The following is a 13426-nucleotide window of genomic DNA, read 5'->3' on the forward strand; positions in this document are numbered from 1 at the left end:
GGCCGATTACAATGATTCCTTCAGGGAAATTGCATCCACGGTCCGTTCTTCCAGCTGGCGATAATGGAAGTAATCAAAATGGGCGGGTGACCGGCACGTTTTCCCGTTGCCCGTCGCATACATCGCCATGACCACGCCCGTGAATCCGTTGGCGACTTCCGACGTCAGGAAGGCCGTTTCCCCTTCTCCCAGCTCCACGGGTTCTCCCCCGGGCCGGGCGTAAAAGAACGTGTATGAATAATCGTCGGCCTTCACGCCGAGAATCACGGCGGGATCTTTATACTCGATCTCCGCATCCGTCTGACGCATGCTGCCGACCCGGCGGCGCAGCACCAGCTTGGATGTTCCCCCTTCGAACGTTTTGACAATTTCATAATGGAAAAGCTCGTTCATGAACACCACAAGCCCGGCTTCTTCGCCTTCTTCGTAGGGTTCAAACTCCATCAGGACCATGATTTCGCAATTTCTGTGCTGCTGCCGGCGCCCGACGAAAGCCGGCGACCCGGTGTCATTCAGAGTGGCGGCCTGCCCCCTAAGCGTCAACCATCCCGGACGCTCCGCCAGCGACCAGGAACCGGGCGTGGGATTGCGGTAAAACACCCAGACCGGCGAAAGCTCTTGGCCGTCGAAGTCGTCCCGCGGATTCCACGCTGCGGGTTCTCCGACCGGCAAATTCCCGGCATCGTGCTCCAGTTCCGCCTTCCCGTTATTTCCGATCACCGGCCACCCTTCTTCAGTCCACCACACCGGTGCCAGACACGTCTCGCGCCCAAGATTGTGGCGTTTCGTGAACGGGATGGGTCGAATGCCGAGAAAGACAGCCCACCAGCTGCCGTCTTCGGCCTGCACCAAATCCGCATGTCCGGTGGCTTGAATCGGTTTGGACGTGCTCCGGTTCGAAAGGATCGGATTGTTCGGGTTGCTTTCGTACGGACCGTACGGAGTTCGGCTGCGAGCGATTGTGACCATGTGGCCGTACTCCGTGCCGCCTTCCGCGATCATCAAATAATACCAGCCGTTGATTTTGTACAAATGCGGCCCTTCCGGATAGCTGCCTCCAGTTCCTCCCCAGATCCATCTTCTTTCGCTCAGCAGCTTGCCGGTTTCAAGATCGATTTCCGCCTGGTAGATGCCTTCCGGTTCCCCCTGAAACCCCTGCGTGCCCGTAATGTAAACCTTGCCGTCATCATCGAAAAACAGGGACGGATCGATGCCTTCCCACCCTTCGATGTAAACGGGGTCCGACCAGGGGCCTTCCGGCCACTCGGCCCACACGAAGAAGTTTTTGCTGATGGACATGTTTGTCGTGATCATGTAGAAACGGCCGTTGTGATACCGAAGGGTGGGCGCAAAAATGCCCTGCGAAAACCCCGGCCGGTGACGGCGAGCCAACGGAAGCTGGCTTTCCCGTGTCAAAACATGTCCCAATTGGTGCCAATTCACCAGGTCTTTGCTGTGAAAAATGGGGACGCCCGGGAAATACTCGAAGGAACTCGTCACCAGGTAATAGTCGCCGCCAACCCGGCAAACGCTCGGATCCGGGTAAAATCCGGGAATGACCGGATTTTTGAATGTTTTCACGGCATGTGCCTCCTTTCAATCACCCTAGCACATACAATTTGACGGGTCCAAGCAGACCTCCTGGTTCAAGTTGCGCCGGACGCGACATGAAATCTTTCACTTCGTTGAAAAGTGTGGTCGTCACTTCGATCGCCAGCGTGTTTTTCCCTTCCCGGACGAGTCCGCTAATGTCAAACCGGTAAGGCGCGGAAATGCGGACACCGGCGGACAAGCCGTTGACGAAAACTTCCGCTGTCTCGAAGGCCCGGCCGATATCGAGCACGGCGAGCTGTCCCGCCTCCGGCGACCAATGGAATTTGGTCGTGTACCGGTACGTTCCGGAGAAGGAGGCGAACTCGTCGTCCCGGCTCAAATCCGTCAATGCGGCAATCTCTTTTCGCGGCGTGAATGCCGGATATTGGACGGCCGTCGCCGTTTCCACAAGCCAGGGTCCGTCAATGGCCGTGTACAGACAGCCGGAAGCCACCCTTTTTTCAGCGGGCAAACCGTCCAGCGCCGGGCCGGCGATGACGACCATGGCCTCCATTGGAGACAAGTTCAGCTTTACGCGCACAACCCGTCCGTCCTGCACGCCGTCCGCTTCATATAGTTTGTTGTCATAGGCGTCGTAAAGAAGCGCCCGGCCCGCAACCGGCAGTTCGGCTTCGGTGTCGATTTCACGAAGCGGGTGCTCGTTGAAAAACAGAAAGACGTCCATGTCCGGATATTTGGCGTGATAAAAACGCAAGTGCGGCTCTTGCCCTTCGACGCGGATGTCATAAAACCCGGCCTCTTTCAGCCGCGGAACGAGACCGTCCAGCTGAACGACCTCGATCCGTCCGCATGCGGAAAGGCAATGAAGAACATCTGCATCCGCCTGTCCGTCGCTTGTTGCCTGTGGCAAACCGTTAATGAAGAAGACCGGCACTCCCTGCTCCGCCAGCTCGAGGATGCGCAGCAGCACTCGGCCCGGCAGCGCTTCGCAGTACGGGATGATCAGGCAGTCGTACGACTCATTCTGCTGAACAAGCTTGCCATTTTGAACCGAAACACGGTCCAGAAGCATGTCGCAGGAAAGCACGTCGCAGTCGATCTGGGCTTTCATCAGCGTTTTGACCGGTTTGTGGAAATGCATGCACGTCCCTGACCACTCCGCTTCCGCGTGATACAGCACGGCCGCCGTCGCGACATGGATTCCGCCCGACAACAGGTGGCTCAATCGATTGGTGTAGGCATTCAAATATTTATAGTACCGATACTGCGGATTTCTGCCCCTGGCATACATGTGGGGCGGGCAGTCCCAATCGGGAAATTCCCTGAGCGAGAAGGCATGGGGGACAAAATGGGTGACGCCTCTGACCAACATGTGGTCGGTCATCCATTTCATCAGTTTCAACCCTTCCGCCCAACCGAAGGCGCCGAACACTTCGGCCACCGTCCGCCCTTTCTTCTTGGGATCGGCGTGGGCCAGCGAAACGGCCATCTTGGCCAACCCGTAAAAGAAAAACTCGGCATCATATTCGTGCAGAAAGCCCCGGTAGGGCACGTCGTCAAATCCGGGTTTGAGCTGCCAGAGGACAACGTCGAGCCCGGACATGTCCTGCCCCTCCAGCGCCCGGAAGAAATGCCCCGCACCGCATCCGAGCCGGGCATGGACGTTGTTGTCCTCTAGGATGTGGCCGATGTATTCGACGCCGCGCGCCCGGCACCAATCCCCGATTTGGGCGGTGAAGTTTTTCGCAAAAAGCAGGCTGACCGCATCCATATACGCATAGCGCATCTTCCGCATCATCGGACCGCCTTGATGCCAGAGAAAAGGCAGAAATTGTTTGTATTCGGGCCCGAAGGACTTCTCCAGCACGGCCGGCATCTCCCTGCTCCACGGCAACGTCACGTCCGGTTTCCCGAGCCGGGATTCAAAATCGAAGGTCTCCTTGTCGTTGTAGAATCCGGGTTCGTCAGAGAAAAAGCCCGCAAACGTCTTGCCGAAATTCTCTTTATAGCGGCAGTAAAACGCTTCGTAGACCGTATCGATCAACACCCGGACGGAATTGGCGTCAATGTAGTTGATGTAATCGCTCTTCGACGGATCACCGCCGTGCTCCGTCTCGATCAGGGAAAAGATGCGCCAATGGCCTTCCGGCACATCCCAATGCAGGAAACCGTTTTTGACCCGACTGGTCAAATCCGCCGTTTCTTCCGTCAATTCGCCCGTGGCCGGATCGCGTTTGACCGCGACCACCGCCATCAGCGTCCCGCCGCCGCCGAGCCGGGGATGATGGGGCATCGGCGCCACGAAAAACGACGAATGGTCCTGCGGTCCGATGGCATCGATATGAGTTTCGTAGATGAAAAGGCGGCGCAGCTCCTTCGGCGCGTTTTTCAGGCGGCCCGCCGCATGGCCCGTCGGAAAGTGGTCGTCATCCAGGACCCAGACCCGCATGCCCCGCTTTCTCGCTTCTTCCATGATGATGTCCATGTCCCGCCACCATTTCGGGCCGAGATAATCCGGATGGGGCCTGGCTTCCACGCAAACCGCCCGGATCCCCGCTGCGTATATGCGGGCCATTTCTTCCCTGATAACGGCTTCTTCTTCCCCACGTACCCACAGGAAAGGCAGAATGTAATTGTCTGTTTTTCCCGACATTACGTCGATCAATCTCGATGTCATACGTGCGTTCACTTCCCCTTTCACTGGTCTGTTCACGGGCAGGCGCCGATGTTGCGGCAAAAGCCACCGTATGCGGCAACCGCCGCAGCGCTCGGTCACTGCGGCGGAAATCCGCGCGATAGCTTTTCCTTGTCCCACCGGGTTTGCCCCGGAGGCTCGTGTTATTTGTTTGCCGCCCATTCGTCCAGCTGGCTTTGTTTCTCCGCAATCACCTTGTCGATGCCGGCGGCTTTGAGCTTGGAAATAAATTCCAGCAATTTTTCGTCGGGATCAACCGTGCCGGTTTCCAGCACTTTCTTGTACTGGTCCATCACGTTTTGCAAGGCCGTCAATTCGTTCATGACCGGTTCCGGGTTGTATGCAAAACCAAGCGCTTTCGATTTGATTGCCTGTTCATTGAATTGCCTCATTTTGACCCAAAGATCCGGATCTTCATTGACGAAGGTATAGCCCAGGAATGCGTTGCCGATTATCCAGTTGCCCGGCGTCACATATCCGACGTTCTTGGCGTCCACACCCGGGGGATAGTCGATGACATTGTCCGACACTTTGACGTAGTGTTTGCCCTCGATGCCCCACAGCAGCAGATTGACGATATCTTTGTCGGTGTACATAAGATTGAGGAACATCATGGCCCGCTCCGGGTTTTCCGAATGGTGGGCTATGGTCCACAAGGCGGTGGTGATTTTTAAAGTCGTAGAATAGGCGGGCGTCAATACCGCCGACACCATTTCCGTGCCAGTTATTCTGGCTTCTTGCTGTTCAAAACCCGGTTTCATCAGCGCCAAATATCCGGCCGCTTTGCCAGCTTTGACCTGCTCGGCGGCGGGAACCTGTGAAGTGGCAGCGTCCTTGCTGATGTAACCGGCCTGAAACCACCGACGCATCCGTTTCACGAAATCGGCATATTCGTCCGTCTCATAGTAATTGACCACTTGCAAGCCGTTGTCAAAACCCGGCAAGACGCCGTATCCGTCGCCCAGGTCGTCATAGGTGACATTCCCGTGCAAGGGCGTTTGCAATCCGGCGGCCAACGGGGTCATGCCCGGTTCGTTGTCCTTGATCGTCTGGAGCACCTTCTCCACGTCATCCAAAGTCTTGATGGAAGACATGTCGATGCCGTATTTTTCGGCAAGGTCTTTTCGCATGATGAATCCAGAGTTGAAGGCATAATCTTTAAGCGTTGGTACACCGTAAATCTTCCCTTCAATGGCCGCGGCTTCCAAAAAATCCGGTCCGACGGCATTCACGATGCCTTGCCCATATTTAGCAAGGAGCTCATCGAGCTGCAGCAACTTGCCGGAAGCCACCTGGCTGGCGTACCCCTGCCCGAACACGAAAGCCAGATCCAGCTTCTCGCTGCCCGACATCATCAGGTTCATTTGCTGCTGCCAGGCGCCAATGCTGATGGGCAGGATGTTGACCGTGGCGTTGATTTTGGCCTTTGCGATTTTGCTGATTTCCGCCGCCACTTCGTCCATGTCCGCAGGAATTGCGCCGAAAACCGGCATCGCCATCGTGATCTCGTACGGCTCCAGATCCCGGGCCGTCTCATCCGCCGCGGCGCTCGGCTCTCCGGAGCCCGTCTCGCGGGGGGCCGAAACCGAACCGTCCGAGCCGCCGCCGGCATTCTGGCCCGAGGAGCAGGCCGCAAGCAAGGCAACAATCATGACGACAATCAACAACAAGCTGAGAACACCGGATTTCTTCATCGTTCGTGTCTCCCCCTTGCAACCCTCTTTTGCTGTTTGCACCCATGATATCGATTGGCAGCCGGGATCATCTAACGTTTTTCCGACATTTCTATAACGTTTTCAAGACTATGGCGATCAGGAAACATTCCCGTTCAATTGCCGCAGGATGCCGTTCATTATCTCTTCCGTGAACGCGCCGCCGCTAAAGGCGACCAGGCTTCTGAGCGGCATGTCCAGCATGACGGCGTTCATCATCATCTGCGTTTCTTCGTCGATCACTGGCCACCCGGAATTCATCCGCTGGATCATGGCCTGGATTACTTGAGCGCCCGCAGGATCAGCCAGCAAATCGCCCAACGTCGAATTGGGGGTAAAAGTCTTTTTCACCGCTTCCGTGGACGTGACGTGAACAACCGCCTTCAACGCAATTCTGTCGGAAGATCCCCCGGCAAGAATCTCGAATTCGCCGGTCTCCACGTGCCAGTTGCGCAAATCGGTGTTGTAATAGGCAAACGCCCGCTTGTCCAGCGCAAACTCGACCGTCTTCTCTTCTCCGGGTTCAAGCGACACTTTCTGAAACCCTTTCAACTCTTTCTCCGGACGCGTCACGCTGCTGGCCGTATCGCGCACGTAAAGCTGAACCACTTCCTTGCCGGCCCGGTTACCCGTGTTTTTCACTTTCACGCAGACCCGAAGCGTTTCGCGGTCCGTCATCTCCCGCTTGTCCAGGGAAATCTCCGTGTATTCAAAGGTGGTGTAGCTGAGCCCGTGGCCGAACGCAAACAGCGGCTCGATCCCTCTGGCTTCGTAGTGGCGGTATCCGACAAACAGCCCTTCCCGGTATTCGACCCGGTCGCTTTCCCCGGGGAAATTCAGGTATGAAGGGTTGTGCCGGAGCGATTTCGGGAACGTCTCCGCCAGTTTGCCGGACGGATTGGATTCGCCGAACAGCAAGTCCGCGATGGCGCCGCCGGCTGCCTGACCGCCCAGGTAGGCTTCCAGCACTCCTTTCACCTGCCCGATCCATGGCATTTCCACGGGGGAACCGTTGCTTAGTACGACGACGACATTCGGCTGGACGGCTGCCACCGCCTCGATCAGCCGATTGTGGTTGTCCGGCAGCCGCATATGCTTCCGGTCGTAGCCTTCCGATTCATAGCGGTCCGGCAGGCCGGCGAAGATGACCGCCACATCCGCGCTTTCCACCGCGCGGACCGCTTCTTCGACCATGACTTCGTTCGGTTCATCCTTGTCCAGTTCATACCCTTGCGCGTAGACCAATTCCGCTCCGCCTTGTACAATGGCCTCCATTTCATCAAAGGGGATGTCGAGTTTTGTCGGAACGACGTGCGAACTACCCCCGCCTTGATAGCGAGGTTTTTTCGCCATCTCACCGATAACGGCGATCCGCCCATGTTTTTTCAGCGGAAGAATGCCGTCCTCGTTTTTCAGCAGCACCATGCACTCCGCGGCGACGAAGCGGGCCAGCCGATGGTGCTCGTCCGGATCGAAAGAGACATTGACTTGTTGGGCATCGGCGGCCTTGAACACGATGTTCAATATCCGCTCGACTGCCCGGTCCAGCAGTTCTTCCGGCAAAAGGCCGCTTTTGACCGCTTCCACGATTTTTTTGTCCCTGTATCCGCCGTTACCCGGCATTTCCAGGTCGAGGCCGGCGGCCAAGCCGGCCACGCGGTCGTTGACCGCGCCCCAGTCCGACACGACGAATCCTTCGAATCCCCATTCCTCCCGCAGGATGTCGGTCAGCAAGGTTTTGTTTTCCGTGGCGTACGTGCCGTTGACTTTGTTGTAGGCCGCCATCACAGCCCACGGTTGGGCTTGCCTGACCGCCCCTTCGAATCCCGCCAGGTAGATTTCGCGCTGCGTCCGCTCATCGACGATGGCGTCGACGTTCATCCGCCGGTGTTCCTGATTGTTCATTGCATAATGCTTGGCCGCCGTTCCGACGCCCTGGCTTTGCACGCCGCGAATGTGGCTGGCGGCCATTTTGGCGGTCAAATACGGATCCTCGGAAAAATATTCGAAATTTCTGCCGCAAAGCGGCGACCGTTTGATGTTCATCGCGGGGCCGAGCAGGATGCTGACCCCGTGTGCCCGGCATTCCCTGCCGAGGGCTTCCCCGACTTTTTCCACCAATTCACGGTTCCAGGATGCGGCAAGACCGGCGCCCGACGGGAAGCAGGTGGCCGGGACGCTGTCGCCGATGACGAGATGGTCGCCGTCGTCTTCCTGCTGTTTGCGCAGGCCGTGCGGGCCGTCCGTCATCATGATCGACGGGATCCCGAGCCGTTCGATCGGTTTCGTCCGCCAGAAATTCAGTCCCGAACACAAACCGGCTTTCTCTTCCAGTGTCATCTCCGAAATGAGCTTTTTCAAATCGCGCGGCATGTTTTTTCACAGTCTCCTCCTTTCATGTTGCGACAGACGCCGTCAGCCTTTGATCGCACCGATCATGATGCCTTTCACGAAGTATTTCTGGAAAAAGGGATAGGCCAGCAAGATCGGCAGCGACCCGATCACCGCGATCGCCATCCTGACCGACTCGGACGGCATTTGCTGCAGCGCGCTGTCGGCTCTGTCGCCCAGATTGGCGTTGATGAACTGAATGTCCTGCATGATGCGTTGCAACAGGTTTTGAATGCTGAACAATTTTGGATTGGTGATGTAGATCATCCCGTTCTGCCAATCGTTCCAGTACATGATCGCCGTAAAAAGGCCGATGGTCGCGAGCACCGGCGTGGAAAGCGGCACCACCACCGACCACAGGATGCGGTACTCGCTGGCGCCGTCCAGCCGTGCCGATTCGATCAGGTCGTTCGGGATCGTGTTTTGGAAGAAGGTCCGCATCAGCATGATGTAGAAGCCGTTCGTCAAAAGACCGGGGAACACCAGCGCCCAGATCGTGTTCTTGATGTCGAACAGTTGCGTCCACACCAGGTACCAAGGGACAAGCCCGCCATGGAACAGCATCGTGAAAAAGACGAGAAACATGATCAGGTTGCGGTGCGGTGTTTCCTTCCTGGACAGCGGGTAGGCCAGCAGCACGCAGACCGCAAGGCCGATGGCCGTGCCGACGACGGTGATGAACACCGTCACACCGTAAGCGCGTAAAATGTCCGTTCCTCTCGCAAACAAATATTCATAGGCCGCCGTGCTGAACACACTCGGAATGAACGAATACCCGTGCACCAAGATGGCCGTCTGATCCGTCAGGGAAGCCGAAACGAGCAGTATGAACGGGAGGATGCACACCGCCAAAAACACCAAGAACGTTACATGACTGATGATGGACAGCACTCTGCTTTCGTTTTTCAACATGGTCGCCTCCCTAGAACAACGCATGGTCCTTGCTGTAGCGGCGCACCAGATAATTCGCCAAAAGAACCAAGATGAAGCCGACGATCGATTGATAGACACCAGCCGCGGTGGACATGCCGATGTCGCCCGAGCCCGCCAACCCCCGGAACACGTAAACGTCAATGGTCGTCGTCGTTTCAAACAGGGGACCGGAGTTGAGCGGCACCTGGTAGAACAGGCCGAAATCGGAATAGAAGATGCGCCCCACAGCAAGCAGCGTCATCATGATGATGACCGGCATCATCAGTGGAATCGTGATGTGCGTGATCTGTTTCCAGCGGCTGGCGCCGTCGATTCGGGCCGCTTCGTAAAATTCTTCGTCAATGCCAAGCAGCGAGGCGAAGTAGACGATGCTGGAATAGCCGACGCTTTTCCAGAAATGGACGAACGTCAAAATGAACGGCCAATATTTCGGTTCCGTGTACCATGAAATGCCCTCCTCGATTCCAAACAGCGGGAGTATGGCCCGGTTCATGAATCCGCTCTCCGCGCTCAGGAAGGCGTACACCAGGTAACTGACGATGACCATGGAGATCAGGTGCGGCATCGTGATGATGGCCTGATACGTTCGCAAGATCACTTTGTTCTTGATCTCATTCAGCAAAATGGCGCACGTGATGGCCAGGACGGTGCCGACCACGATGAACACCAGGTTGTACAGAATCGTGTTCCGCGTGATGATGTAAGCGTCCGCCGTTTTGAACAAGTATTCGAAATTGTCGAAGCCGACCCATTCGCTCTTGAAAAAGCCTTTGGCGAAGTTGACCTTCTTGAATGCGATGAAAATGCCGAACATGGGCAAATAGTTGTTGATCAACAGATAGAGAAGCCCCGGAACCATCATGATCAAAAGAGCAGAATATGTCGAGTAACGGTTCTTCTTTTTCTTCTCTTTCTGCACTTCCGGTCGGCCGGATGCTGTCATCGCCGGATTCATGCATTTCACCCCTTCCTGCCTGTTGCTGATTTGTATCCGAAATCCGGAATGGACAGCCATCTTTTGCGTAATTCATGGGCGGCGTATTTCGGTTTGCGGTCCCGCGTGAAGACTCCTTTCTTGTTCCCTTGCACCCGTATGATGCTCTGGCTCGTCTGGAAATCGGCGAAGTTCCAGACGTGCTCCCCTACGAGATTGGGACATGCGTCGAAGACGTCGTGGTTTGCACGAAGGAACTCCACCTGGAATTCCTCCGTGAACATGACCGGATCCACGTCATGCAGTCCGGCGATCGTATCCGCTCCGTATTCCGTCATGATGATCGGCTTGTCCGGGCAGCGTTTGCGCCAGCCGTCCAATTCCTGGCGGAGCATCATCTTGGCCATCTCGAATTCGCCGCCGTGCACATACCAGCCGTAATATCGGTTCAAAGCCAGCACATCGACCAGGTCGGCCACCCTGTCGTGCTCCGGCGTCGCTCGGATTTGCGTGACGATCGTCACGGGCCGTTTCTGCGGATCGAGCTCCTTCGCCAGCTCCACGAGCGGCCGGAAATATTCATAAGCGCCTTCTTCTTCGGAAGCCGGCTCGTTGGCGATGGACCACAAGACCACGCACGGGTGGTTTTTGTCGCGGGCGATCAGCTCCCGGATGACGTCCCGGTGATGGTCCTGCGTCTTGAGCTCTTCCCAGGTTTTTCTCGCGTTTCCGTAGTGGAGCATGACGTTCATGTTCAAATGCATGCCGACGGCCGGCACTTCGTCAATGACGACGAAGCCCTCCCGGTCCGCCAGCCTCATCAATTCTTCCGAATAGGGATAATGGGCAGTCCGGAAAGAGTTGGCGCCCATCCATTTCATCAACCGGAAATCCATCACATTGGCCGCTTCGTGGAACCCCCTTCCGCTGATCGGCGTGTCCTCGTGCTTGCCGAAGCCCTTGAAATAGAACGGCTTCCGGTTGATCAGGAACTGACCGTCCTTCACCTCGACAGTCCGCACGCCGAACGGAAGTTCGTAGACGTCAATGACTTCACCGTCTCGGACAAGTTCAAGGCGGAGCGTGTACAGATAGGCGTTCAGCGGTTCCCACAGCCGGACATTGTGGATGTGAACCACGCCGGATGGGCCGGACGACGAAGCCACAGCGTCGCCCGATTGGTCCAGAACGGTGACCTTCACATCCGCGTCGCCTTCGGCGACCGTCTCGTAACGGACGATGCCCGTCGTGCCGTCAAAGTCTGTCACGACGGCCACGTCCTTGATGTAGATATCCGGCGTCGTGTAAATTTTGACCGGGCGATGCAGACCCGCATAATTGAAAAAGTCAAAGTACGGGTAGTTTCGGACCACCTTCCCGATCCCGGACACTTCTCTCTCGCTGTACATGCCCACTGGAAGCGTAGTCTCGTCCACGATGTTGTTTACCGCCACCGTCAGACGGTTTTTGCCGCTCTGCAAATACGGGCGGATCTCAGCCTCGAACGGTGTGAATCCCCCTGCATGTTCCACAACCAAATTCCCGTTCACATACACTTTCGCCTTGTGGGTGGCGGACCCGAATCGCAGCACGATGCGCTGCGAGAACAGTCGGTTCGGCACCGTGAAGTCCCGCTCGTACCAGACCCAACCGACGTGGTTCCGGATGTCGGAGGTCACGCCGATGTCGTTGAAGGAAGCCGGAACGGCCATGCTGATCGGATCCTTGAGCGGGGCCTTGTGCCACTCTTCCGCAAAGCCGCTGCCGTTATCCAGCTTGAAATTCCAAATACCGCTCAAATCGATGACCGTTCTCGTTTCCGTCACGATGGGATATAACACGCTGCTTCACTCCTTGCGGATTGCTCTCTTTGTTCAGTCAATTCGTAATCAACGCATTCGCCCTGGCGATCCGCCCCAGATGGAACGCGCTCGGTTTCGGAATCCGCCGTTGGGTTGCACGGTCTACGGCGACAAGCCCGAACCGTTTGGAGAACCCGAGCTGCCACTCGAAATTGTCCAGCAGTGACCAATGCATGTAGCCTTTCACCGGAATGCCATCGGCGATGCAGGCGTGCACGCCCGCAAGCGCGCGGTCGATGAAGGCGATGCGACGATCGTCGTCGTCCGTCGCAATGCCGTTCTCCGTCACGATAATTGGCAATCCCAAATGTTTCGCCACATAGCGTATGACGGCTTCCAACCCCTGCGGGTAAAACTCGTACCCCATCTGGGTTTTCTCCGCGTCGGCGGGAACAGGTAGCATGCCGTCGGGACCGTACACCATGCGCGTGTAATTTTGCAACCCGAAGAAATCGTCATCTTTCAGATATGGAATAAATTGCAGAAACTCTTCCTGCATCGCTTTTTCCGCATGCGCCTCTCCGCCGGGCACCGACTGGATGTCGTACAGGGAAAGGGTGATGCCGACTTTCGTCTGCGGGCTGGACTTGCGAATGGCGGCTCTTGCCTCTGTATGTGCCCTGAAGACATTTTCAATCCCCTTCTCCGACAGCGGCGACAGGAACGGATGGATACGGTCGTAGGGCAAGCCGAAACTTTTGCTGAGCTCCGCCTGATACGTTTCCATTTTTTTTTTGATCTCCGTATTGAGGCCAACCTGGGCAACCGATTCCGAGAGCTGGTGGCGTTTCATGATTTTCGTGATAGCCAGCGGCATGTTGGCTTCATTGATCGTGCATGAATAAGGGATGAACTCACCCAGCTTCCGCATGACGTACTCGCAGTAACGGGCAAACCGCATCGGCGTTTCCGCTGATTCCCAGCCACCCGCCCGGATGAGCCATTGCGGCGACGTAAAATGGTGCAGGGTGACGATCGGCGTCACACCGTATACCCGGCAGGCAACCAGCATGTCCCTGTAATGTTCGATGGCCGACTCGTCAAAACGCCCTTCTTCCGGTTCAATCCGCGCCCATTCGATGGAGAACCGGTAGGCGTTCAGTCCGAGCCCAGCCAGCATCCCGATATCTCCTTTGTAAAGGCGGTAATGATCCACGGCAATGCCGGACGGCTCCATAAACATGGAACCTTCCAGCTGTTCCATCAACCAAAAATCCGAATTGGTGTTATTGCCTTCGACTTGATGTGCGGCGGTGGCGGCGCCCCACAGGAACCCTACCGGAAAGCGCAATTCCATGACCGGCAAACCTCCTAGTCAGTCGTTTCAAGATGAAACGGTGCTTCT

8 protein-coding genes are annotated in these 13426 nt (G+C 56.5%); all 8 read right to left on the reverse strand.

Annotation, left to right across the window (positions count from 1 at the left end):
- Window positions 1-6: 6 nt before the first annotated feature.
- On the reverse strand, window positions 7-1581 hold the full coding sequence (locus THECO_RS14330) for a glycoside hydrolase family 43 protein (protein ID WP_015255754.1): 1575 nt from the start codon (window positions 1579-1581) through the stop codon (window positions 7-9).
- Window positions 1582-1600: 19 nt separating this feature from the next.
- Window positions 1601-4090 (reverse strand): glycosylhydrolase-like jelly roll fold domain-containing protein, encoded by a 2490-nt coding sequence (locus tag THECO_RS14335; protein ID WP_332306815.1) that lies wholly within the window; start codon window positions 4088-4090, stop codon window positions 1601-1603.
- A 302-nt stretch (window positions 4091-4392) separates the two neighbouring features.
- Window positions 4393-5943 (reverse strand): ABC transporter substrate-binding protein, encoded by a 1551-nt coding sequence (locus THECO_RS14340; protein ID WP_015255756.1) that lies wholly within the window; start codon window positions 5941-5943, stop codon window positions 4393-4395.
- A 117-nt stretch (window positions 5944-6060) separates the two neighbouring features.
- Window positions 6061-8334 carry a glycoside hydrolase family 3 C-terminal domain-containing protein gene (locus THECO_RS14345; protein WP_015255757.1) on the reverse strand — a complete coding sequence of 758 codons (2274 nt, stop codon included), beginning with the start codon at window positions 8332-8334 and terminating at the stop codon, window positions 6061-6063.
- Between the two features lie 42 nt (window positions 8335-8376).
- A complete protein-coding gene (locus THECO_RS14350) occupies window positions 8377-9264 on the reverse strand; it encodes a carbohydrate ABC transporter permease (RefSeq protein ID WP_015255758.1) in 888 nt (295 codons plus the stop codon).
- Between the two features lie 10 nt (window positions 9265-9274).
- A complete protein-coding gene (locus THECO_RS14355) occupies window positions 9275-10240 on the reverse strand; it encodes an ABC transporter permease (protein ID WP_015255759.1) in 966 nt (321 codons plus the stop codon).
- Window positions 10241-10245: 5 nt separating this feature from the next.
- Entirely contained in the window at window positions 10246-12060 is a 1815-nt protein-coding gene (gene uidA / locus THECO_RS14360) for a beta-glucuronidase (RefSeq protein ID WP_015255760.1), read from the reverse strand.
- A 37-nt stretch (window positions 12061-12097) separates the two neighbouring features.
- A complete protein-coding gene (locus tag THECO_RS14365) occupies window positions 12098-13378 on the reverse strand; it encodes a glycoside hydrolase family 1 protein (RefSeq protein ID WP_015255761.1) in 1281 nt (426 codons plus the stop codon).
- Between the last annotated feature and the right edge of the window lie 48 nt (window positions 13379-13426).

Origin of the sequence: Thermobacillus composti KWC4 (genome assembly GCF_000227705.2) — a bacterium.
Lineage (GTDB): Bacteria > Bacillota > Bacilli > Paenibacillales > Paenibacillaceae > Thermobacillus > Thermobacillus xylanilyticus.